The following is a 23,905-nucleotide window of genomic DNA, read 5'->3' as shown; positions in this document are numbered from 1 at the left end:
GTTTAAATTTCATCAAAATTAATTTCCCCCGACCCTAAAGGGAGTTAATTTTGATGAAATTTTGAAGGCATTTTTCCACCCTTTAGGGTTGGGGGGAGAGAAAAATGCCTTGAAAATTTGTTTTTTAATCATTTTTAAACAGGCTCTTAATAAAAAAAATAGCGGACAAACTGCCCGCTACTACTTTAAATAACTCAAGTCTGAAAAATCAAAATCTTAAATTTTAAATTTTAAACATTGAATCTTAAACCTTGAATCTTAAATTTAAAATCTCTACGGATTTGTAGAGAAAATAGAACCGTTTGCGATCAGCGCTCTCCTGTTCATTTTCAAAATATCTCTTACCCATTCTGCGAAGTCTTCCGGCTGAAGCACTTTGTCGGGATTACCGTCTGTTAAGCCACCTTCGATAGACATGTCAGAAGCGATTGTGCTCGGCGTAAGGGTTACCACGCGGATGTTTTGCTTTCTCCATTCTGCCATCATCGACTGAGACAGAGAAACTACTGCCGCCTTGGATGCTGCGTAGGCCGACATATTCGGTCCACCTTTCAAACCTGCTGTTGATGCTACATTGATGATATCGCCCTCTCCTTTTGCTTTCATGAAAGGTTGAACTGCTTTTGCTGCGTAATACACTCCGAACAGATTTGTTTTTATCACCTGTTCCCAAACTTCGGAAGACATTTCTGCGATGCTGCCGAAATCTCCAATTCCTGCATTGTTGATTAGAATATCAACACCTCCCAACTGCTCTGCGATCTGTTCGATTCCTGCTTTCACATGAATTTCATTATCTATACTGAAAACTGCGTACGTTGAATTCACACCCAGTTTCTGGATTTCGTCGACAGTCATTTTAAGGTTTTCTTCGTTTCTTCCGGTAATACCTACATTCACACCTTCACAGGCAAGGATTAAAGCAACCGCTTTCCCAAGACCTCTTCCACCACCTGTAACAATGGCATTTTTTCCTTTTAAATTCATTATCTAATTTTTGAAGGTACAAATTTACAAAACCTAAATTTTAAACACGTGTTTATGTTTTTGATTTAATAAAAATGTGTTATGTTGAAATTCTATCTGATTGTTTTTAACGCGATGAACACCATGATTTTTGCTTGAATCTCTGCATATTTTCGATCATATGTTCGTTCAACTCAGCAGGAATTATTTTTTAATGGAAAGAAAAACAGAATCAACTGTAATGAATTTAAGACAGTAAAGGCTAAACTTAATGTGGAAAGACGACGACTAAAAGCACATTTGTTGTTAGCTCAATAAGTCTTCGACAGGCTCAGACTGACACTGCTGAATGATAATTCTTCAAAGTTTTTGATTTAGCTTATCAAAATCCCGGGGTGTTAAGGCAATTTTTTAGAAAGGAAAAATTTAAGGACTAAAAGCAAACTTTTTTTAGTTAACTGAAATATTGAGTATCTCTTACAAAACTTTATAGTCTTAATGAAATATCTAATATTAGAACTAAAACTTTTCCTCTTTTAAACATCAAAACCGGCAACATTTCTGAGGCCGGTTTTGACTGAAGTATAGTAAAAAAATGAAATCGTTTAAGGAATCAGAACAGAATTCTGAACCTCAAACTCTTCCGTTGCGGTAAATTCGTTTCCGTACATATCGTGGGCTTTTACCTCAACTTTATGCTTTCCAAGGGTTAATTTATTTCCAAATCCACCTGTCCAGATGTGCTTGGATTGCTCAGGGTTTGAAGGTCTTCTTCCTGCGAAAAGTATATCTGTAGCATCCCATTTGAAAACCGACTGTGCAAAATTAGGGTCGATGGTTTCGCTGTATTCCATTTCTTCCCATTTTCCACCGTCGATTCTGTATTCTACTTTGTCTTTTCTGCTTCCCATAAAGAAATTTGCCAAAACTTTAGCCGAAGTTTTTGACGGATAAGGAATCACTTTCGGAACGTATAGCTGAATCTGATAATCTTCGGGTTTTCCTGCTGTTTTGTATTTAACTTTATATTGATTGTCTTTGAAACTGATGAATGAATAACCCTTCGCAGTTCCGTCTCTCATGGTTGAAGTCGGCAAACCTATTTCGTCTGAAGTTCCTGACCACCAGTCGCCGCAGGTCGTTCCGACGTTGTATTCGTGCAGATCTTTAGCGCCGGTCCAGCCCTGGGCTTTTCCGTAAAAAATCTGCTGCTGAATGTGCGTGTGAGCCGACAGCATCAGTGCATTTTTGAAAGGTACCAAAGCATCAAACAGTTTCTGACGGTCTGCGTTTCTGAAATTATCTTCATTGTTATGATCCAGAGGAATATGGAACGAAACCACAATCAGTTTGTCTTTGTCAACAAGTTTCAGGTCATTCTGAATAAACTGAATCTGATCTTCTCTGAAACCTCCCCAATATCCTTTTCCATCTCTTGGATCTGGGTACAAAATATCATCCAACACCATAAAATGGACATTTCCGTAGTTGAAAGAATAGTTTGCAGGACCGAAATTGGCTTCAAAAGTTTCGTCTGAAAGCACATCTTCTTTCGCATCATAATTCATATCGTGATTACCCATTACGTTGTACCAGGGCAGACCAATTTCTTTCATAATGTCTGCATAAGGCTTTTGAAGACTTAAATCATCGCCCACCAAATCTCCCAGACTTATCCCGAAAACTGCATTTTTCTTGGTTGATTTCACCTCATTCACAATAGCTCTTTTGAAATAATCCAACTGCTTTTCTGTGTAAGGCTGCGGATCTCCGAAAACTAAAATGTCGAAATTTTTGCTTTCATTTTGTTTAAACAAACCAAAATTTAATTCTTTCGGAAGCGTTCCCGTAGGTGCAGTTCCTTTGTATTTAAAATCTGCGGGTGAACCTTTTGGTTTGTACTGATAATAATATTGAGGAAGATTATTTTGGTTTAAACCCATCATGTAACCGGACGGTTTAATCACGAAAATGGTTTGTCCTTCTGAAACTGGCAGACTGTATTTCCCGTTTTTATCCGTTAAAACAACCTGAGCTCCGTTGGATACGGCTACATTTTCAATTCCCTTTTCTTTGTTTTCTTTTTTCTGATTTTTGTTTGCGTCTTCATAAACAAATCCTGAAACTGAAGTCTGCGCCAAAGCCATTGAAGAAATCAGCAATGCCGGAATTATATATTTTAAATTCATTTTAATTTTAATTAAATTTTAGATAGAAAGTTATTTGTTCCACCACATTTTTGTATTGATATTGTCGCCGCCCATGGCCTGACTCGCTGCTACGTAATTGTCGTAATTCAGCACCTTTGTTGTGGTAGGATACATCATTCTCTGAGGCATCTGCCCGTTGTTAAATAATCCACCGTTGTTCGGAAGCACAGGGAATCCCGTTCTTCTCTGCTCGTACCACTGCTGCTGATCTACAAAGAAAAGCCCGACATATTTCTGAAGCATTATTCTTTCTAAAGTTCCGTTATACGCTACTTTCGGATTCGCAAAATAGGTTGCAGGAACTGTAGCTCCCCATTGTTCCAACGTAGCTTTTACGCCGTTTTCGTAGAAAGCCTGTGCATTTCCGGTGATAATTCCTTTAAATGATAATTCTGAAAGGATAAACTGCAGTTCCGCGTAAGGCATTACAAGAATCTTAAGTGGTGCTTTTGCAAGATTCTGATTCAGGTTTGATGGCTGATAATTGAAAGTAGTTCCCGAAGCGTAACCGGACGGGGCACCTTTGTATCCGATATTGGCATTGGCAGGAATAGATTTTGCCTGAGTGAAAAACATGCTTAATCTAGGGTCATTATTGTCTGCCAAAGTCTGCGTGAAAAATTCCCCGGAAGCTCTGTATGCTGTGAAATCCTGAGGTCTTGCGACAGGAGGCATCAGAGGCGCTACACCAGAGATATCAAGCGTTACTCCGTCTGCATTGTTCTGAAATACAGGGTAAACTGTAGGATTATTAACTATTTCCGCTATTCTTTCGTGTACATTGAGTTCACCATTTCTTTTTAAAGCTCTTGTTAAAAGTCTTAATGATAAAGAATTACAGAATTTTTTCCATTTTATGATTCCGGCAGCATTAGAGTTGGCCTGAAAGAAAAGATCTGTTTCACTCAAAGTTTTGGTGGTATCGAAAAGAGCGTTTGCAGCTTTGAGATCATTCAAAAGGATAGTGTAAATATCTTTCTGTGTATCGTACTTCGGTCTCATTATATTTTCTTCAAGCTGCAGCGCTTCCGTCATTGGAACATCGCCGAAGCTGTCGGTAAGATTGGCCATGATCCAAGCATTCAATACTTTTGAAATGGCGAGATAATTGGCATTGTTCTCTTTTTCAGCGGCAACTTTAAGCTCCTGAACCTGTTTCAGCCATTTATAGCTCGTGTTCCAGTATCCGTTTCCTGTAGTTTCAGTCATGTAATAACGGCTTATGGTATTTCCTTCGCTCGGAAAATCCAGTGCAACCTGCATGATATCGAAAGTGAAATCGTCTGATCTGTTGTAGCCGTAAGATGCCATGGCATACTGCACCGGTGCAAGCAAACTTCCCACCGACGGAGTCTTTGTTCTGCTGGTATCTGTATTTATTTCTTCGAAGGTTCTGTCGCAGGAGTTTAAACTCATCACCGACAGAATCAGAGCTGTAGATAAAATTATTTTTTTCATAATGCTGATCTTAGAATTTTAAATTAAGTTGAAAACCTACCGTTCTTGCAGAAGGCAACTGCCCTATTTCTGCTCCCGGCGTAATGGTAGAATCGTTGAGGGATGCCACTTCCGGATCAAACATTGGGAAGTCTGTCCACATCCACAGGTTTTTACCGAAAACAGCGATTGTAAGTTCTGTAAGTTTTAAAGGTGCGATCACGTCTCTTGGAAAAGTATAGGCAATTCTGGCGTCGCGCAATTTCACAAAAGAAGTATCAAAAGTATTGGTTTCAATGTTGGCTCTTCTGTAATAGTCTCCGTAGTAAGCGGCAAGACCGACAGGTTTTGTATTTGCACTGTAGGTTCCATCTGCGTTGAGTACTACCCCCTGCCCGACGATCATTCCATCCGGGTTTTCTCTGCCCATCAAAGTGTGGCCGAGCTTACCCTGTTCAGACATTTTATGATGCGTCTGTGAATAAGCTACACCACCGTACTGACCGTCGAATGAGAAGCTTACGGTAAAGTTTTTGATTTTAAAATCATTCTGAAGTCCGGCTCTCCATTTTGGGAAGGCATTTCCTACTTTTTGTACTTTATCCGGTCTTGCAGGAAGTCCTGTGGCAGCATCATAGACAACCTGTCCGTCAGCATTTCTCACCAGTTTAAAACCGTAAAGATCTCCTAATGAGCCACCGACTACTGCATTGTAATATAAAACTCCTGCAACGGTAGAAATGGTATATCCTTTTTCTCCGGCATATTCGTCCGGTAGAGACAGAATTTTATTCCTGTTCATAGACCAGTTGGCAGCAACATTCCAGCTGAAGTTTTGAGATTTTACCGGGATGCCGCTCATACTCATTTCAATTCCTCTGTTTCTCGCCTTACCGGCATTGATGATTCTGCTGGAAAAACCTGTTTCTATAGGAACTGTCACCGGAATGATCTGATTTTCTGTATCGTTCTGATAGAAGGTAAGATTATAGCTCAATCTGTTTTTCAGGAAAGCAAAATCCATCCCCGCTTCAACGTTGGTATTTTTTTCAGATTCAAGATTTGGATTAGGATAAACATCAGGAGTAAGAAATGAACCTATAAAATCAGTGGGTGCATAATATTTATCAAGCTGATAAGGCTGACCGGAAATTCCAACTTTCGCCCATGAAGCTCTCAGTTTCCAGTAGTTCACATTTGGGCTCGTCAGTTTAAATATATCTGAAAGAATAAAACTTGTACTCACAGAAGGATAAAAGAATGATCTGTTATCTCTGGAAAGTGTACTGCTCCAGTCATTTCTTCCCGTAACATCTACAAAGATTTTATTGTCATAATTTGCACTTACCAAACCATACACACTGTTCATCTGCTGATCACTCGGTCTGGGAACCCTGTAAAGTGGAGAAATAGCATTCAACAGGCTGTAATCTCCGGCTATTTTAAGACCTTCGGCACGGTAATCATTAGCAACATATTCGTTGTAACGGATGCTTCCTCCGGCATTGGCAGAAATATTAAATTTGTTGAAATCTTTTTTGTAGGTTACAAGTAAATCGTTATTAAATTCATTATTTTTAATGTACTGCTCACGGTAAAATCCTTTAAGATAATTGGCAGAACTGTAAGGTCTTTTTGTGGTCCGCATTTCATCGAGCAACTCCACACCAGAACGGTACATCACACTGAAATTCTTATTAAAATCATATGTCGCCGTGATGTTACCGGTGATCATCTTCTTCTCAACACCATTCAGCATTTTGTAAGCGATAAGATATGGATTATCAATAAATGAACTGAACGGATGAATCTGATCAATATCTTCCTGTCCCGGCTTCCAGATTGGCTCGTACCATTTGAGATCCACATTCGGATTCTGGAAAATCATGAAATAGGAAATCGACTGGTTGTTGTATCCCGTTGCCGGAAGGTTGTCACTTTTGGTATTGGCGTAATTGAATTTTGTTGAAATTCTGAATTTGTCTGAAAGTTTATGATCAAATGAAAAAGCTGCATTGAAACGGTCAAAACCTGTATTCGGCATCATCCATTCATTGGCAAGATAGGTAAGTGATGCTCTGTAGCTTGTTTTTTCTGTACTGCTTTCGATTGCGACATTGTTGGTAGAGGTGGTTCCGGTCTGCCAGAAACCTTTGATGTTATCTTCGTAAGGTCTCCACAATTGTCTAGTGGCACTTTGCCCACCCGTTGCAGGATCATACTGAAAATAATACTGGCCATTAAACTTTGGTCCGAAAGCACTGCTTGTTCCACCCGTATTTACACCGTCTGCAGAAGCCTGATAGGAATAAAAAAACTGTCCGGCAGTATTTTTTGCCAGCGTTCCCTGACCGTACTCATACTGATAATCCGGCCATTTGAGAACCGAATCAAAACTGTAAGTAGAGTTATAAGAAACATTGATCTTACCGCTTTTATTTTTCCCGGATTTTGTAGTAACCATCAAAGCTCCGTTGGCTGCTCTTGAACCATACAAAGCTGCTGCTGATGCACCTTTCAGAATGGTTACAGATTCTATATCGTCAGGATTGATGCTGTTGAGTCCGTTTCCTAAATCAACCGGTAAGTCGCCCCCGGTTCCTGCGCCATAAGCTGCCGTTCCGGTTCCCGTCGTTGAATTGCTCAAAGGAACACCGTCTACCACGATAAGTGCGTAGTTACCATCCAGGCTGAAAGATTTTTCACCTCTCAAAGTAATTCTTGATGAGCCGAGAGGTCCGGCATTGGTTCCCTGGACTTTCAGCCCGGCAACACGACCTTCCATACCCTGAGCCCAGTTGTTGTTCTGTATATTTTCAAAAACTTCCGAGTTTACTTTTTCAGCAACATAGCCAAGAGATTTATCCTGTCTCTTAATCCCCAAAGCTGTTACTACAACTTCTTCTATAGATTTTACACTGTCTTTTTTTGCATTTTCCTGAGCCGCTACATTGATGCTGATCATTCCTAAGAGCGATAACATTACAACTTTCTGAGTAGTTTTACGCATATCCAATTTTTGTTTGCGCAAAATTAGAAAGCTATGATGAGCATAAGTTTAATAACGTTTTAACATATTTTAAAGGATTTCTGAACACCATATTAATTTATGATTAACGGAAACAGACAAGGTTTTAAAAGACAGCAGTTTAGAAAAATGAATATTCTTTAATGCAAATTGTCGCCTTATTTGCCCTATCTTTATTGTCTTTTACCGAGAAAATAAAAGATACCACACACGTACCTCAAAGTATTTAAGATTGATTTTTTTTAAGTATTTCAGACAAAAAAAATCTGCCCTTAATGAGGCAGATTGGTATTAAATTTAAATAGTCCTTTTATTTTTACTTTAGTTTATCAGGGATATTGGTCGTTACGAAATCTATTCCCTGCTCTTTCAGATCTTCGAAAATAATAAGTTCGTTTACCGTCCATGAATTGGTAATTAAACCTAAAGCTTTCGCCTCGGAAATCCATGTAGGATTTTTCTGGAAAACGCTGTAGTGATAATCCAGTCCGTCTAAGCCATGTTCTTTGATCTGTTGTGGCGATAGTTCTCCGTTCAGATACTGAACTTTAAATTCCGGAGCCAGTTTTTTAATCTGCCTGCAGATATTTAAACTGAATGAAATGTATTCGCACTGATGCTCAAGTTTCATTTCACGGATCATTCTGATGGTTTTTTCCACCATTTCATTTTCGAGTTCTGGTGTTTTGGCAGGTTTAATTTCTACAATTAATTTTAAGGATTTATCCAGCTTTCCTGCTCTCAGATAATCTTTCAGTGTCGGGTATTTTTCACCATTCGAAAGTTTAACTTTTGAAAGTTCTTTAAAATCAGTTTCCGAAATTTCCATTTTACCGTGATGCTCGTCGTGGTTGATAACCAAAATGCCGTCTTTAGACATTCTCACATCGAATTCGGAACCGTAAATCTTCAAACCCTGTGCATTCTGCAAAGCTTTAATAGAATTTTCGGTGGTAGGCGGATTGGTTTGGAAGTAACCTCTGTGGGCAATAATTCTGGTCTGTGCGTTCATAAAAACTGTCGTTAAAACTGCAAACCCTAAGATAAACTTTTTCATATGTAGATACTACTTTTTTTTAAAGGTTTTATGTTATCGCCCTATCGTCATCGATTGTTTGCGACAAAAATGTTCTCGTGGCGATTTCATAATTTAAATAATCTTCGTCATAAAAAATTTCAGCTCTCGATTTTTACTGAATTCTATGATACAATATGCAAATTTAAAAAGACATTCTCAACTGAGCTTTAAAAAGCTTTAAACATTTATTGAATTTAATCTTAATTTTAATCCGTAAAATATGCTCAAGACTTATTATTTTTGTCGGAAATAAACTCAGGTCATGTCCGAAAACATTCAGCAAAAGATAGAACAGCTCCGCAAAGAACTCAACCAGCATAATGAAAATTATTATCTGATGGATGAGCCCAGCATTTCTGACCTTGAATTTGATTTATTATTAAAAGAACTTCAGGATTTGGAGGCCAAATATCCCGAATTTCACGATGACAATTCTCCGACTGTCCGTGTGGGTGGCGGTGTGACAAAAATTTTTCCGACCGTTCAGCATCAGTTCAGAATGTATTCTCTGGATAATTCTTACGATTATGATGACTTGGCAGACTGGGAAAAGCGCATCATTAAAACCATCGATGAGCCTGTGGAATTTGTAGCTGAATTAAAATATGACGGTGCTTCGATTTCTATTTTGTATGAAAACGGAAAGCTGGTTCAGGCAGTGACGCGTGGCGACGGTTTTCAGGGTGACGAAATTACTTCGAACGTGAAAACCATATCAGATATTCCGGTAAAACTGAACGGCGATTTTCCTGAACGTTTTTTTATGCGTGGAGAAATTTATCTGACAAGAAAAAACTTTGATAAAATCAACAAACAGCGTGAAGAAGAAGGCCTTGACCTTTTTATGAACCCAAGAAATACAGCCAGCGGAAGTCTGAAAATGCAGGACAGTGCCGAGGTAAGAAAACGCAGATTGTCTTCAGTTTTGTATCAGTTTGTTTCGCAGGAAGTTCCGGCGGAAACCCATTGGGAACTCCTTCATCACGCTCACGACTGGGGATTCACAATTTCAGAACAAGCAAAACTCTGCAAAAATTTAGATGAAATAAAAGAATTCATCAGCTTTTGGGATAAGGAAAGGCATAATCTTCCATTTGAAATTGACGGAATTGTTTTGAAAGTCAACTCATTAAAACAGCAGAGACAACTCGGTTACACAGCAAAATCTCCACGTTGGGCGATGGCTTATAAATTTAAAGCTGAAAAAGTTGAAACTGAGCTTGAAAAAGTGACTTATCAGGTCGGAAGAACGGGAGCGATTACGCCTGTCGCAAATCTGAAACCGGTTTTATTAGCAGGAACGACTGTCAAACGGGCTTCTCTTCACAATGAAGACATTATTAAAAAACTCGGTCTGCACGAGCACGATTTTGTGTATGTGGAAAAAGGCGGTGAGATTATTCCTAAAATTGTCGGCGTTAACGAGGAGAAAAGAACTTCTGACAGCAAAGAAATCGAGTACATCAAAAACTGTCCGGAATGCGGAACTGAACTGATAAAACTTGAAGACCAGGCTATTCATTTTTGTCCGAATGATTTGCACTGTCCGCCTCAGGTGGTCGGGAGAATGATTCATTACGTTTCCCGAAAGGCTTTGAATATTGATAATCTGGGAAGTGAAACCATCGAACAGCTTTATAATGCCCGATTAATTGAAAATCCTGCAGATTTTTATGCTTTAACGAAAGAACAGATTCTTCCCCTGGAAAGAATGGCGGAAAAATCGGCTCAGAATATTATCGACGGCATTGAAAAATCAAAAGAAATTCCATTTGAAAAAGTACTGTTTGGAATTGGTATCAAACACGTTGGAGAAACGGTTGCGAAGAAATTGGTGAAAAATTTCAACACGATTGATGATTTGAAAAAAGCGACTGCAGAAGAACTGTGTCAGGTGGAAGATATCGGGATGAAAATCGCGGTGAGCATCGTTGATTTTTTCAGTAATCCTGAAAACATTTTGATGTTGGAACGGTTAAAATCTTACGGGGTTCAGCTGGAAAAAGGCGAAAATACAAATGAAGTTTTATCCAACGCTTTAGAAGGAAAAACTTTTCTCTTTACCGGAAAATTATCATTATTTACAAGGGAATCTGCTGAAGAAATGGTGGAAAAACATGGCGGAAAAAATATTTCTGCGGTTTCTAAAAATCTGAATTATCTGGTGGTTGGAGAAAAAGCAGGGAGCAAATTGAAAAAAGCACAGGATATTGGGACGATTGAGATTCTTGATGAGCAGGAATTTTTGGATTTGATTGGATAGGGTAATAAAATGATTACAGCAAATAAAAAATATAAAATAGCATCGATAATATATTCTGTGATTCTATTTTTTACTTTCTTTTTTCTACTGGTCATAATTTTTGCAAGTGGTCATAGAATTAATCTCGGAGCTGAATATTATTTAACAGGCTTTTATTTAATTGTAAATTCTTTTCTTTTACTTAAATTTCCAAAAATTCATAATCATAAAGCCAAATTATCAATAGGTTACTTTCTAATTACAATTCTAATCATCAACTTATTTTTTTCACTTTATTTTGTCTATGATTTATTTAGTGAAAGCTTAATTTCCAGCTTTTACTTTTTCCTAATTGTAATTTTTATGGCTTTCTTAACCTATTCAATAATTATAATTAATGAAATACTGATGATGTTAAAAATATTGAAGTTTGACGAAAGTTAAAACTAGATAGAAAACTCATAGCCCCGATGGGAACGGCATCCTTTTTTGTCTTATGCGAAAATTTGATTTTGATAACAAAACTTCTGAGACAAAAAAGATACAGTGGACAGCGGGAAACAGCTCCAAATAAGAAATGTCAAGTTGATAATCGATGTAGTCGAACAGCTCCTAAAAAACAAAACTCTCAGATTTGGGTTTCTGAGAGTTTTCTATTTAATTATGATTTTTCTTCAGCCATTCCAAACGACGCTGGTCAGGAAGATGTTTGACCGAGAAGTTTTCAAAAGTAGCCTTGAAGCCGTTTCCATCCGGACTTGCCGCCATAAATCCGACTTGTACAGGTGTGTTGTCCTGCAGATAGGCATTTCTCATCATCACATATTCTTTGTCGTCGAATGAATAGAAAATCTCGACCGCATCGAGTCTTCGTACTGCTTTTATCCAGACAAATGGTGGCGTTTTTTCTAAAACGATAACGCTCCAGTCGCTGGTTTTGTGCGTCACGACGGTACTGAGATTGAATTTCCCGTCCACGAATTCTACGCCGGCTTTGATGTAATTTTGTTCGTCGATTCTCAGCATCAGTCCCATTTGGTCGAAGCGGGCTTTGTAATCGCCCGTGATTTTCACTTTGGTTTCGAATTCTCCGCCGTAGGTTGAGTAATAAAATGGCGCATCGTCCACTGTGAAACCGTAGTGTGAAATCCGCCAGTAGTCACTTTGTGGCGTGACGTTCATTATCAGTTTTTTGTCTTTGATTTCCCAGTGAGAAGGTTCGTTGAACCAAGTCATTTTTTCAAGAGATTGGGCTTTCAGTCCTGAGAACAAATTCAGAAATATAATGGAGGACAGTATTATTTTTTTCATCTTGATTGATTTATAGTTCGCGAATGACTTTGCACGGATTTCCGACCGCTAAAACATTGGCAGGAATATCTTTTGTCACCACACTTCCCGCTCCTATCACCGTATTGTCACCAATCGTAACTCCGGGGAGAATGCTGCATCCCGCGCCAATCCAGACATTATTTCCAACCGTAATTGGATATGCGTATTCTAAAGCTTTGTTGCGTTGCTCTACATCGAATGGATGACCAGCTGTGTAGAATCCGCAGTTGGGTGCAATCATCACGTTGTCTCCGAAAGTGACTTTTGCACAATCAAGAATCACGACGTTGACGTTGGTGTAGAAGTTCTCGCCAATCTCAATATTGTAACCATAGTCGCAATAAAACGGCTGTTCGATATGAAAGCTGTCTGTGGTCTTACCAAAGAGTTTTTTAATTAAAGCTTTTCGCTGCTCAATTTTTGAAGGCTGAAGGTGATTGTATTCAAAACAGAGGTCTTTGGCGATATTTCTTTCTTTGATGAGATGTTTGTCTGACGCGTCATAGATTTCTCCGCTCAGCATTTTTTCTTTTTCGTTCAGATTATTCATTGTATTTTTACTTTGATAAAGGGCAAATTTACAAGCTTAAAAATTGCAAACCAATACTGATAAATAACCATTTCTTAAATGAAAGCCATCCAATCCGACCTCAACGAAAAACTCCTCCAACAGGAATTCTCTTCCACTTTTGAAAGCGAAAAGCTACAGCTTCAAAAATGTCAGGAAATTGCACAGCATTTTGTGAATTTAGAGAACGGCATTGCAGTTCTCAGTGACCTTCAAAATAATAGAAGTTATGTTTATTCAGGGAAGTTGGCGGATGCACTAGGCATTTTTCAGGAAGAAAGTACGCAGGAAATTGAGAGCATTTGGGAGGAAGAACTTTTTGCGAAATTAAATGCTGAAGATGTTTTGCAGAAGCATTTGCTGGAACTTCAGTTTTTTCAGTTCATCAAGACCATTCCGTTTGAGGAGCACAAAGATTATTGTGTGGTGAGCAGGTTGAGAATTGCTGACAATCCCAATCAGCAAACGCTTTTGCACAAGATGTTCTACTTCACCAATCCTGATGATAAAAATGTGGAACTGGCGCTTTGCCTTTACCATTTTGATTTCCTGAATTCGTCTCTTCACCACGGGATGATCATCAACACCGCGAATAGTTCGGTCATTCATCAGACAGAGGCCGGGAATTCTGCGTTTCTATCGGGTCGGGAGAAGGAAATTTTGAAGATGATCCAGGATGGGAAAAGAAGTAAGGAGATCGCGGAGTTGCTTTTCATCAGCATCAATACCGTGAATCGGCATCGGCAGAATATTCTGGAGAAACTGCGGGTGAGAAGTACTGTAGAAGCCTGCTCAATGGCAACAAGATTGAAGTGGATATAATTGTAAATTCTACAGATTTATTGTACATTTAATCTTATAAAACACAATTTCAATGGATTTCCTGAAAGACCACTCCATCCAAAACGAACTCGTGCTGATCTTCATTTCGGTGTTTCTCGGCCTCTGCATCGGTGCAGAAAGGGAATACAGGAATAAATCTGCGGGTTTGCGAACCTTTATTCTGGTCTGTTTTGGTTCGTGTCTGTTCACTATTCTTTCCATAAAAATTGGAATTAAGGATCCAGACCGTCTTGCCGCCAACATCATTACAGGGATCGGATTTTTGGGTGCCGGCGTTATTTTTAAAGGTGATAATAAAATTGACGGCATCACAACCGCTACAACAATCTGGGCAACAGCTTCAGTGGGAATGGCGATGGGCGCCGGCTACGTCTATCTTTCGCTGTTGGGAACTGTTTTGATTTTACTGATTTTAAGTTCGCTCAGCTATTTTCAGAATTTCATAGACCGGAATCACAAACTTCGTGAGTATAAAATTATGGTTTTAAAAAAAGAAGATCTCAATTATTGTGAAAGTTTATTTAAAAAATACAATCTTAAATTCACTGTCGTAAAACAGGCTTTTTCAAGGGAGACCACCACCACAAGCTGGTTGCTGACAGGTAAAAGTAAAAACCACGAAATGCTGATTAAGCAAATGATGCAGGACGAAAAAATAAATTCTTTTCAGTTTTAAATCAGGTTATTTTTTCTGTTCAAATTATTCTGACCTTTTTCTAAGTTAGATTTTGAAGATTAAACAAAAAACGGCTGTGAAAAATTTCAACTGAAATTTAAAAAGTAACGAATATTTTTGCAAATTTAAATCAGAAGAATTATTTTTGCGTCACTAATATCCCTTATTTATCAGCCTTTCATGGAAAAATTGCTCAGTATTTACAAGACTATCGACGGTTTGTCTCATGAAGAAGCTCAATATCATGTGAGTAAATTTAAAAAAATCATTTATCCAAAGAAAAAGCTGATTTTAAAGGAGGGTTCAACTGAAGATTATCTTTATTTTATTGATTTCGGCATCATCAGGTTTTTCGTTAATAAAACCCATCCTACAGAACCTTCAAGGCAAATCACGTTCTCTTTCATTGCCGAAAATATGTTTGGAAGTGCCTACGATTCCTTTATTACCCGAACGCCCTGTTCCTACAACGTAGAGACGGTGCAGGAAACAACGGTTTACAGAATTCATTTTGATGATTTGCAGGAACTGTACGCAAGATCTCCTGTGGGAAATTATATGGGAAGAATTTCAGCCGAAAATCTCTACGTAAGAAAAACCCAGCGCGAAATTTCTTTATTGGTAAACAGTGCGGAAGAGCGGTATTTAAATTTAGTCAAAACCTACCCGAATTTTATATCAGACATTCCGCTAAAGCATATTGCCTCTTATATCGGCATTACTCCGCAGGCGCTAAGCCGCATCAGAAAGCGGATTGCGTTAACTTAGGTTCATTTTATTTTACTTAAATATTTCATTATTTTGTGACGTCTAAAATATGATGAAAAGTGTGGAAGCTAAATTCTGAGACTGTTCCCGCTGTTGAAGTATTTTGTAATTTTTATGGTCTAAAAACACACAGACAATGCAAAAACCCTTTGGAATAAAATTCGGAAGGGTTTTTCTTTTTCAGGAAAATTTTAAATGCGTAAATTAGGCAAAAAATTTTCCTAATGATAAAACGTAATATTCTGATTGCCTCTGCATTCTTCAGTTTCTCTCTGGGATTTGCTCAGCAATACGGTGGAATGTGGATCCCGACTGAGCTGAACGAGAAAGAAATGAAGGATCTGGGTATGAAAATTTCTGCCAAAGATATATTTAACACTCAAAAGCCAAGCATCAAAGACGCTGTGGTACAATTCAACGGTGGATGTACTGCCGAAATCATTTCTCCAAAAGGCCTTTTACTCACCAATCACCACTGTGGATACAGCCAGATTCAGTCTCATTCTACAGTTCAGAATGATCTTTTATCTAATGGTTTCTGGGCAAAAAACAGCAATGAAGAATTGGCCAACCCTGGAGTTACCGTAGATTTCATCATTGATATTAAAGACGTAACAAAAGAAATTCTTGAGGGAAATCCTTATCTGGATGTAGCAACAATCAATGCGAATATTCAGAAAGTCCAGTCGACGACTAAAACCGAATCCGGACAGAAGGTTATGGTGAGACCGATGTATTACGGAAATAAATATTATGCTTTCGTCATAGATACTTTTAAGGATATCCGTTTGGTGGGAGCACCGCCACAAAGCATCGGGAAATTCGGTTCAGATACCGACAACTGGGTTTGGCCTAGACATACCGGAGACTTTTCTATGTTCAGAATTTACGCTGATAAAAACAACAGACCTGCAGAATATTCAAAGGACAATGTGCCATATGTGCCGAAACATTACCTTCCGGTTTCTATAAAAGATAAAAAAGAGAACGATTTTACTTTTGTGTATGGTTTTCCGGGTAGAACAACAGAATATCTTCCGTCAATTGCAGTTGACAAAATCATGAAAGACACCGACCCTGCGAGAATTGCAGGGCGTGATGTAGCTTTGAAAACTTTAGACGAAAAAATGCGTGCTGATGATGCAACCCGTATCAAATACGCTTCTAAATACGCTTCTGTAGCCAATTACTGGAAAAAGTGGATCGGTGAAGTGGAAGGTTTAAAAAAATCTAATGCTGTTCAGAAAAAAGCAGCTTACGAGCAGACTTTAACCGCGAAAAATCCTGACATTAAGACAACTCTTGATCAGCTGAATCAGCTGTACAACGAGCAGGCGCCTTACGCTCTGAACAACGCGTATTACACTGAAACCATCAGGAATGCGGAAACGTTAACTCTTGCCAACCTTTATTCAAGCTATATTACAGCAGTAGAATCAGGGAAAATGGATGAGAAAACGACCGCTTCTTTCAAAAACAGATTATCATCATTCTATAAAGATTACAGTGCTGAACTTGACGCAAAAGTGACTGCTAAACTTTTGGCTCTGTATGCCAACAAAACGGCTCCCCAGTTTTTACCTGCAGGTTTTGACAGGTATAAAAATGAGGCTCAAAACCTTCAGACTATTGAGAGTTTATCTAAAAATTCTGTAATCACAGGGAGATCTGAAGTGAACGGAGCAAGCCTTTCAGCAGATATCGATAAAGCTTTTTCGAATCCTGACAAATTGATTAAAGCGATCAAAAAAGATGAAATGTACATTCTATTCAACAGTTTAAAGGATACTTATACTAAATCTGCAGACATTCAGTACACTTCATTACAGGCTAAAATTGATGCTTTGCAGAAGAAATTCATGGCTCAGCAGATGGAAACAGATAAGGACAGAAAATTCTTCCCTGATGCCAATTCTACCATGAGAGTGACGTACGGAAAAATAAAAGGATCAAGCCCGAGAGATGCTGTTTCGTATGATTTCCAGACGCATTTGGCTGGTGTTGTAGAGAAATATGTTCCCGGAGATTATGAGTTTGATGTTCCGCAAAAACTTCTTGACCTTTACAACAAAAAGGATTACGGAGTTTACAAAGACAAATCTGGAGATGTTCCTGTAGGATTTACCGCTACCAACCACACGACGGGAGGAAATTCGGGTTCACCGGCACTGGATGCTCACGGAAATCTTGTGGGCTTGAATTTCGACAGACAGTGGGAAGGAACGATGAGCGACATCAATTACGACCCAAGATTCAGCAGAAACATTATGGTTGACACGAAATATATCCTTTTCATCATTGATAAATTCGCCGATTCTAAATGGCTGATTGACGAAATGAAAATTGTAAAGTAATTTTTCTTACATAAAACTTTAGAATCTGCTCAAAACATTGCTTTTGAGCAGATTCTTTTTTATTTTTGTTTCGATATGATCAAAAATAGATTCATCCGTACTTTGGCTTATTTTGAAAATGAAAATTTTGCGAAGAATTTCCCATTAGACTATTGTCTGCCTCTGTATCACAATGTTTCTAATGAATATCTTCCGCATCTTAAGCATGTTGTCAATTACAAAAATGAGAAGGAATTTGAAGCAGATCTCGACTGTCTTTCAAAACATTTTCAATGGGTGACTTTTGATGAGTTTAAAGATTATTTAAAAGGAAATTTTAAACCTAAAAGAAAACTCGCATTACTCACTTTTGATGATGGATACAGAGAATTCCTTGAAGTGGCAGTTCCTATTTTAGAACGGAAAGGAATTTATGCCATCAACTTTGTAAATCCTGCTTTTGTAGATAACAGAGAACTGATGTTCCGCTGCAAAGCAAGTTTATTAAAAGAAAAATTCAATACTGTACATTTTGATTCCGGTTCAGTTTTAAAATTAAAATATCAGGAAAGCAAAACTCTTGATGATCTTTCAAAACAGTTTGAAGTTGATTTTAATGAATTTCTTAAGGAAAAAAAACCATATCTCACTTTAGATCAGTTGCACCAAATAAAAAATAAAGGATTCGGGATTTCTTCACATGGCTGGAATCATCCGCTTTACCATGAAACAACGATTTCTGAACAGCTTGAAAATACTGACCGAAGCTGCCGTTTTATGAAGGAAAATAATTTTCACTATGAAAGTTTTGCTTTTCCGTTTACAGATTTTGGAGTTGAAAAAGCTTTTTTTGATGAACTTTTTAAAAACGAAGATATCGTCTGTACTTTCGGAACTGCGGGGATTAAGCTGGATTCTGTTTCAAAAAATTTCCAGAGAATTCCGATGGAAACCGGTGAAAATGCTGAAACAATTTTAAAAAAAGAAATTTCTTATTTCAGGCTGAAAAAATACCTTAACAAAAACTATATCCAGAGAAAATGATCGAGCTGAAAACTCTTAATAAACAGTCGTTACAGGAATATATTTCCTCAGGCAAATACCGTTCTGACGTTTTTATTCCCATCACCAAACACCGTGCAGAATCGCAGATTAAAAATCCAAAAGCAGATGAAGATCAGACTCTCATGATTTTAGCTTACGAAGGCGAAAAGCTGGCAGGTTATTTAGGTTGCCTTCCTGACTTCTTTCTCATCAATGACAAAAAATTGAGGTATGCATGGCTGAGCACTCTGTTTATAAGCGATGACTTCCGTGGAAAAAGAATTGCCCAGCAACTTCTGGAGAAAGCTTTCGAAGTGTACAACGGCAATATAGTCATCACAGAATTTACTCCGGCAGCAGAGAGTCTTTATAATAAAATTAAAGTTTTCAAGTATATTCCGCCAAAAACGGGTAAAAGATTTTATCTCAAAACAGATTTTCAAAAGATAATTCCTGCAAAAAAACCTCAACTGAAAGGTCTGAAACCTATTTTTAAATTTTCGGATCTTATTTTCAACAGTTTAATATCATTAAAAAACTCCTTTCAGGAAAAACCTGATTTTAAATTTGAGATTTTAAATGAAATTGATGATCAAAGTAAAGTTTTTATAGCTCAGTTTCCTGCCAACAGAACTGCCGACGAGATGAACTGGTTTGTTCAGAATCCCTGTGTTTTGGAAGGTGAAACTCCTGACCCTTCATATCTGTTTTCAAGTTATTCTAAAAAGTTTCAGTATTACTGGATTAAAATTTATAATGCTGAAAATCAATTAGAAACAGGTGCTCTGATACTTTTAAGAGACGGTACTGTGAAAATCCCTTACCTCTTTTCAAAAAACAATCTCACAAATTTCACGGAATTTCTAGCCTACTTTTCGGTAAAAAATAAGGTTAAGCTCATCGTAAGCTACCAGAATGAACTGAACAATGAAATTGAAAACAGCAGAAGCTTCCCTAAAATTCACAGCAGAAATGCAGAAAGAAGATATATGTTTCACGAAAGACTGATCAGTCATTTACCGGCGAATTTCGCTCCCAATTTTCAGGACGGAGATGGTGATTGCGCTTTAACCTGATTCAGTTTTTAATACATTTAAAATGTAAGAGATTGATTTTCAAATTAAAAAAAGTAGTTTTAATATTTTTTTTGTAATTTAGGCTTATCCTTCACTTAAAAATCAATCTTATGAAAACAAAATTACTCTTAGCAGGCGGTTTATTTCTGTTTTGCTTTTTGCCATGGTCAGCACAGTCTGTAATTCTTGCTGTAAATTCCACTTCCAAAACCATCGCTCAGCTAGATGCAACATACGGAACCGTTTTAAACGCCAATTTCATCAACCTTTCATCCCTGAGTCCGGGAACAATAAAAGGCATCATCCGTGTGCAGGATAAAATCTGGATTTCTGACCAGACCGACAATGTGATTTACATCTGCAATCTCGATGGCAGCTACTTTTCTACAATCCCTTCTTCAGTGGGTTTAAGCAACATCCGCGGGCTGAATGTGGTGAATAATGAAGTTTGGGTCACAAATGCAGGAGCAGCCAACGGAGCAACTGCCAATTCCATACGCAGAATAAGTTTTGCGGGTACATCTTTGGGAGTTTATCCTACGCTCGGCTCCCCTTTTGACGCGCTCGACACAGGAAGCGGGACAGCTTACATCACATCTTTTGATTCGGCAGGAATTCAAACAATGAATTATGCCGGAACGGTCACAGGAAATTTTGTAAACTCCGGAGTTTTCACAGGAATTCAGCAGATCACAAAATTACAGAACGGAAATTATCTGATTGCCGTTTTTTCCAATAACAGCAGCGCAGGGAACAATGCCGGCGTGTATCATCTTTCAGCTGCAAACGGCAGTATTCTAAATTCTTACACAGTGGGAGGAGCAAGAGGCATAGCTCAGATGGGAAATGGAAATTATCTCTACACGACAGGCAGCGGAGTTTTCAGTTTAAATCCTACAACCGGGGCAACCGCGTCGCTGATAGCCGGAAGTTATCAATATTTAAAGGCATTAGATCTAACCTTAAGTGTCAGCGAAACCACAAAAGAAATTTCCGCTAAAGTTTACCCAAATCCTACTGCCGGAACTGTACATATCTCAGCTGGAAATGAAATCGAATTTATAGAGATTTACTCTCTGAACGGACAACTTTTAAAAACCCAAAAAGCAAACCGTGAGAAAAAAGTCAGCGTTGATATCTCGGAACTTACAGCAAATACTTATCTTTTGAAAATTAAAACAACTACTGGTGAGAAAACAGTAAAAATTATCAGGAAGTAATTCTCATTTCATCTTACTTAAAAAAAAGTAAAGGCGACAGTTGATCACTGTCGCCTTTTCAGTTTTAAAATATCCAAAGATTAATGTCCGAAAATATCTTTTAAATCAAGCTCTTTAAATGTTCCCATTTTTGAAACAGCCTCCATATTCAGGTTTTCTCTTTTTCCGATTAAAGCTGTGTTGAAATTTAAAGTTTTGACATGTGAATTATAAAATTCTTTCATCTCATTGAAATCAAGACCTTTGATCTGACTGTAAATATCTTTTCTGATGTCATAATCTACACCCAGTTTCTGAAGTCTCAGCGTATTGAAGAAAATATTGGTTCTCGTAATTCTCGTGGAAGCGATCTGCTTCAGAGCCGCACTTCGGGCATTTTCAAACTGCACCGGAACTTCAGGGAGTTCAGCCATCAATTCAGACATCGTGTCAACTGCAATCTGAAGTTTGTCAGGCTGCGTTCCTATGTACGAAGTCACATAATCAGGATGTGCAAGTTCAGAATTCGGAGAATAAGAAACGTATGCTGAATAAGCGAGACTTTTGCTTTCACGAATTTCCTGAAAAACAATGGACGACAGTCCACGGCCAAAGTATTCATTAAAAATATTAATCTTACCAAAATTTTCAAGATCTACGCTCTTCCCTCTTGCTATTTTACTCATTTCCATCTGAACCATGTCGTAATTCATAAAATAAACATTTCCTCCGGTTTCCGGCTCGGGATATTCTCTTTTCAAAGGTATCTGCTGCGTTTCTTCGGTAATATAATTCTCAATATAATTTTTAAAACTGATATAATCTTTACCGTAGAAAAAAATCTGATAAGGATAATTGAAAATGTTTTTGATGCGTGCCGTGAATTCTTCCACCGAAGCATTCAAAAGTTCTTCTTTAGAAATCACATCTGTGAATCTTGAGTAAGCACCCAGTTTTGTATAATTGGTGAGTGCCTGCATGATTCTGTTTTTGTCTTTCTTTACAGCAATTCTGTTTTCTAAAACCGTTTCAGCAAACTGACTGTAAATTTCCTGATCCGGCTGTACGTTCTGCATCCAGTGCTGCAGCAGCTGAATTCCCTTTTCTATATTTTCCTCGAGCCCTGTGAGTGAAATTGTCAGCTGATCCTGAGAAGTTTTAAAATCATTGCTGATACCTATTTTATAAAATTCCTTTTTCAGATCATCCGGTGAAAAACGGTCTGTCCCTAAATATTGTAAAACCTGAGTTGACAGTCCTAAATCTCTGTCGTGATCGCTCCCTACAGGAAAGATGAAGTGAACCTGTGCAATTTCGTTGTATTTATTTTTAACGAAACTGATTTTCTTAGACGCAACGGTATCAGTAAGGATTTCTTTTTTATAATCAATAAATTCAGGCTGAATGTCTTCTGTTTTATCTTCCAGAATTTCTGTAAGAAAATCCGACTGCTCATCTCTGTTTATTTTTACGGCGGTAATTCCTGGGTTTTCAACTCTCAGAAGCTGTTCGTTGGTACCTTTTTCTTTATAAATAATAACATAATTATCTTTAAAAAATTCCTGAGCGAAAGTAACGACATCTGCTTTGGTAATAGCGGCGTAGTCATTCATTTCGTTAAGTTCCTGTTCCCAGGTTCTTCCTTTTATAAAGGTGTCATAAAGATTGGTGGCCAGGCCTTCGGCAGTTTCAAGGGCTTTCATTCTCTGAAGTTTGAAGTCGCTGATGATTGCAGGAAGCATCCAATCGGGAAACTCTCCTTTTTTAATCAATCCGATCTGCTCAAGCATCATTTCTTTTGCTTCGTCTAAAGTTTGGGATTCTTTTGGAACACCTACGAGTGAGAAGTAGCCGTATTCTTTTAAACCTAATGAATACGCCTGTGCCCAAAGCAGTTTCTGGGTCTGATTGATATTCAGATCCAATAAACCTGCCTCACCTCTGTTACTCAGAATATTAACAACCACGTCTGCCAGAATCGCTTCTTTTGTACCGTAACTGTCTGTACGCCACGCCAGCTGAACCCTTGGCGTAGTGGGACTTGCAACTCTTCTTTCGATAATTTCAGTAATAGGATTTTCTACAATTTTGTTTTTTGCAGGAAGCTCACGATAAGGAATATTTCCAAAATACTGGTCGATGAGCTGTATGGTTTTGTCGAAATCTAAATCACCAACCAAAACAAAAGCATAATTATTGGGAACGTAATATTCTTCAAAATATTTATGAATAGCCTTCATTGAAGGATTCCGCAGATGCTCCGCCTTTCCGAGTGTCGTTTGCTGACCGTTTGGGTGGGTAGGAAAAAGCGCATCCATCAGTTCATAGTTTACCAACCGCGAATCATTGTCCTGTGCTCTGTTGAATTCTTCGTAAACCGATTCCAGTTCGGTATGAAAAAGTCTCAAAACCATTCCTGAAAAACGTTCTCTTTCCACTTTGAGCCATTTTTCAAGCTCATTGGCAGGAATTATATTTTTGTAAACAGTTTCGTCAAACCATGTGTGAGCATTAGTTCCGGAGGCTCCGAGCGAAGAAATTGCCTTGTCGTATTCGTTGGCGATGGCAAATTTGCTGGCTTCCTGAGAAACCTCATCAATTTTGCGGTAAATTTCTTTTTTGATTTCGGGATCTTTTTCCGCCTTGTGTTTTTCATATAGGCCGGAAATTTCGTCTAAAAGTATTTTTTCGTCCTCCCAGTTTTGTGTCCCGATTTTTGAAGTGCCTTTAAACATCATGTGTTCAAGGTAATGTGCCAATCCGGTATTATCTGAAGGATCATTATTGCTTCCCGTTTTCACAGGGATAAAGGTCTGGATTCTCGGAGCATCAAAATTCTGCGCCAGAAACACCTGAAGTCCGTTTTTCAATGTATATATTCTGACTTTGTTTTCGTCATGACTTACCGTTGTGTAAGGAAAATCAGAAGACAAAGCAGCATCTTTTATTTCTTTATGTATAATCGTATTCATTAAATTCTTATCGATAGATTAATACAAATTTACCTAAAAAATAGCAACATTAATAGATAAAGTTTTTTAAACATCTCAAAAACAATTGGTAAATTCTATTTAAAACGTATTTCATTTACATTCGATTATTCAT

At 38.0% G+C, this 23,905-nt stretch carries 16 protein-coding genes; 8 read left to right on the top strand and 8 right to left on the bottom strand.

From position 1 onward, the window contains the following. Positions 1-273: 273 nt before the first annotated feature. The 5 genes from ASG21_RS05510 to ASG21_RS05490 all read right to left on the bottom strand — a co-directional run bounded on the left by ASG21_RS05510 (position 274) and on the right by ASG21_RS05490 (position 8,698). On the bottom strand, positions 274-987 hold the full coding sequence (locus tag ASG21_RS05510) for a 3-ketoacyl-ACP reductase (RefSeq protein ID WP_056076869.1): 714 nt from the start codon (positions 985-987) through the stop codon (positions 274-276). Between the two features lie 584 nt (positions 988-1,571). Beyond that, positions 1,572-3,155 (bottom strand): calcineurin-like phosphoesterase C-terminal domain-containing protein, encoded by a 1,584-nt coding sequence (locus ASG21_RS05505; RefSeq protein WP_056076867.1) that lies wholly within the window; start codon positions 3,153-3,155, stop codon positions 1,572-1,574. Between the two features lie 30 nt (positions 3,156-3,185). Continuing rightward, entirely contained in the window at positions 3,186-4,634 is a 1,449-nt protein-coding gene (locus tag ASG21_RS05500; protein WP_056076865.1) for a SusD/RagB family nutrient-binding outer membrane lipoprotein, read from the bottom strand. 10 nt (positions 4,635-4,644) lie between these two features. Then, positions 4,645-7,623, bottom strand: a complete 2,979-nt coding sequence (locus ASG21_RS05495) for a SusC/RagA family TonB-linked outer membrane protein (RefSeq protein WP_056076863.1) — start codon at positions 7,621-7,623, stop codon at positions 4,645-4,647. A gap of 334 nt (positions 7,624-7,957) precedes the next feature. Next, entirely contained in the window at positions 7,958-8,698 is a 741-nt protein-coding gene (locus ASG21_RS05490; protein WP_056076860.1) for a glycerophosphodiester phosphodiesterase family protein, read from the bottom strand. Positions 8,699-8,981: 283 nt separating this feature from the next. On the opposite strand from ASG21_RS05490, the gene ligA reads away from it, so the two are divergent. Then, a complete protein-coding gene (ligA, locus tag ASG21_RS05485; RefSeq protein ID WP_056076859.1) occupies positions 8,982-10,982 on the top strand; it encodes an NAD-dependent DNA ligase LigA in 2,001 nt (666 codons plus the stop codon). Positions 10,983-11,618: 636 nt separating this feature from the next. Here ligA and ASG21_RS05475 read toward each other — a convergent pair. Then, on the bottom strand, positions 11,619-12,272 hold the full coding sequence (locus tag ASG21_RS05475) for a DUF1349 domain-containing protein (protein ID WP_056076856.1): 654 nt from the start codon (positions 12,270-12,272) through the stop codon (positions 11,619-11,621). A 10-nt stretch (positions 12,273-12,282) separates the two neighbouring features. Then, on the bottom strand, positions 12,283-12,843 hold the full coding sequence (locus ASG21_RS05470) for a sugar O-acetyltransferase (protein WP_056076854.1): 561 nt from the start codon (positions 12,841-12,843) through the stop codon (positions 12,283-12,285). Positions 12,844-12,921: 78 nt separating this feature from the next. Between ASG21_RS05470 and ASG21_RS05465 the strand changes: the two genes are divergently transcribed. The 7 genes from ASG21_RS05465 to ASG21_RS05435 all read left to right on the top strand — a co-directional run bounded on the left by ASG21_RS05465 (position 12,922) and on the right by ASG21_RS05435 (position 20,821). Then, complete coding sequence (locus ASG21_RS05465; RefSeq protein WP_056076852.1) at positions 12,922-13,683, top strand: LuxR C-terminal-related transcriptional regulator; 762 nt, start codon at positions 12,922-12,924, stop codon at positions 13,681-13,683. 52 nt (positions 13,684-13,735) lie between these two features. Then, the gene (locus ASG21_RS05460) at positions 13,736-14,380 is read left to right on the top strand and encodes an MgtC/SapB family protein (RefSeq protein ID WP_082482362.1); all 645 of its coding nucleotides are present in this window, start codon (positions 13,736-13,738) and stop codon (positions 14,378-14,380) included. Between the two features lie 180 nt (positions 14,381-14,560). Beyond that, positions 14,561-15,148: a Crp/Fnr family transcriptional regulator gene (locus ASG21_RS05455; RefSeq protein ID WP_056076851.1), complete on the top strand. Its 588-nt coding sequence runs from the start codon at positions 14,561-14,563 to the stop codon at positions 15,146-15,148. Between the two features lie 224 nt (positions 15,149-15,372). After that, complete coding sequence (locus ASG21_RS05450) at positions 15,373-17,502, top strand: S46 family peptidase (RefSeq protein WP_056076849.1); 2,130 nt, start codon at positions 15,373-15,375, stop codon at positions 17,500-17,502. 75 nt (positions 17,503-17,577) lie between these two features. After that, positions 17,578-18,525, top strand: coding sequence for a polysaccharide deacetylase family protein (locus ASG21_RS05445; protein ID WP_241773458.1), 948 nt, complete (start codon positions 17,578-17,580; stop codon positions 18,523-18,525). Further along, positions 18,522-19,601, top strand: coding sequence for a GNAT family N-acetyltransferase (locus tag ASG21_RS05440; RefSeq protein WP_056076847.1), 1,080 nt, complete (start codon positions 18,522-18,524; stop codon positions 19,599-19,601). Before ASG21_RS05445 ends, ASG21_RS05440 begins: the two co-directional genes overlap by 4 nt. Positions 19,602-19,711: 110 nt before the next feature. Further along, a complete protein-coding gene (locus tag ASG21_RS05435) occupies positions 19,712-20,821 on the top strand; it encodes a T9SS type A sorting domain-containing protein (protein WP_056076846.1) in 1,110 nt (369 codons plus the stop codon). 80 nt (positions 20,822-20,901) lie between these two features. On the opposite strand, the gene ASG21_RS05430 is transcribed toward ASG21_RS05435, so the two are convergent. After that, on the bottom strand, positions 20,902-23,772 hold the full coding sequence (locus ASG21_RS05430) for an insulinase family protein (RefSeq protein ID WP_082482361.1): 2,871 nt from the start codon (positions 23,770-23,772) through the stop codon (positions 20,902-20,904). Positions 23,773-23,905: the final 133 nt, after the last annotated feature.

The sequence above is a fragment of the Chryseobacterium sp. Leaf394 genome (assembly GCF_001424105.1).
Taxonomy (GTDB): Bacteria; Bacteroidota; Bacteroidia; order Flavobacteriales; family Weeksellaceae; genus Chryseobacterium.
Note: the sequence above shows the minus strand (reverse complement) of the source record. Positions and strands in the feature narration are given on the sequence as shown.

Bases quoted from the DNA above. Each gene is read 5' to 3' on its own strand.
- ASG21_RS05510 (WP_056076869.1), bottom strand. From the start codon at position 987: ATGAATTTAAAAGGAAAAAATGCCATTGTTACAGGTGGTGGAAGAGGT.
- ASG21_RS05505 (WP_056076867.1), bottom strand. From the start codon at position 3,155: ATGAATTTAAAATATATAATTCCGGCATTGCTGATTTCTTCAATGGCT.
- ASG21_RS05500 (WP_056076865.1), bottom strand. From the start codon at position 4,634: ATGAAAAAAATAATTTTATCTACAGCTCTGATTCTGTCGGTGATGAGT.
- ASG21_RS05495 (WP_056076863.1), bottom strand. From the start codon at position 7,623: ATGCGTAAAACTACTCAGAAAGTTGTAATGTTATCGCTCTTAGGAATG.
- ASG21_RS05490 (WP_056076860.1), bottom strand. From the start codon at position 8,698: ATGAAAAAGTTTATCTTAGGGTTTGCAGTTTTAACGACAGTTTTTATG.
- ligA (WP_056076859.1), top strand. From the start codon at position 8,982: ATGTCCGAAAACATTCAGCAAAAGATAGAACAGCTCCGCAAAGAACTC.
- ASG21_RS05475 (WP_056076856.1), bottom strand. From the start codon at position 12,272: ATGAAAAAAATAATACTGTCCTCCATTATATTTCTGAATTTGTTCTCA.
- ASG21_RS05470 (WP_056076854.1), bottom strand. From the start codon at position 12,843: ATGAATAATCTGAACGAAAAAGAAAAAATGCTGAGCGGAGAAATCTAT.
- ASG21_RS05465 (WP_056076852.1), top strand. From the start codon at position 12,922: ATGAAAGCCATCCAATCCGACCTCAACGAAAAACTCCTCCAACAGGAA.
- ASG21_RS05460 (WP_082482362.1), top strand. From the start codon at position 13,736: ATGGATTTCCTGAAAGACCACTCCATCCAAAACGAACTCGTGCTGATC.
- ASG21_RS05455 (WP_056076851.1), top strand. From the start codon at position 14,561: ATGGAAAAATTGCTCAGTATTTACAAGACTATCGACGGTTTGTCTCAT.
- ASG21_RS05450 (WP_056076849.1), top strand. From the start codon at position 15,373: ATGATAAAACGTAATATTCTGATTGCCTCTGCATTCTTCAGTTTCTCT.
- ASG21_RS05445 (WP_241773458.1), top strand. From the start codon at position 17,578: ATGATCAAAAATAGATTCATCCGTACTTTGGCTTATTTTGAAAATGAA.
- ASG21_RS05440 (WP_056076847.1), top strand. From the start codon at position 18,522: ATGATCGAGCTGAAAACTCTTAATAAACAGTCGTTACAGGAATATATT.
- ASG21_RS05435 (WP_056076846.1), top strand. From the start codon at position 19,712: ATGAAAACAAAATTACTCTTAGCAGGCGGTTTATTTCTGTTTTGCTTT.
- ASG21_RS05430 (WP_082482361.1), bottom strand. From the start codon at position 23,772: ATGAATACGATTATACATAAAGAAATAAAAGATGCTGCTTTGTCTTCT.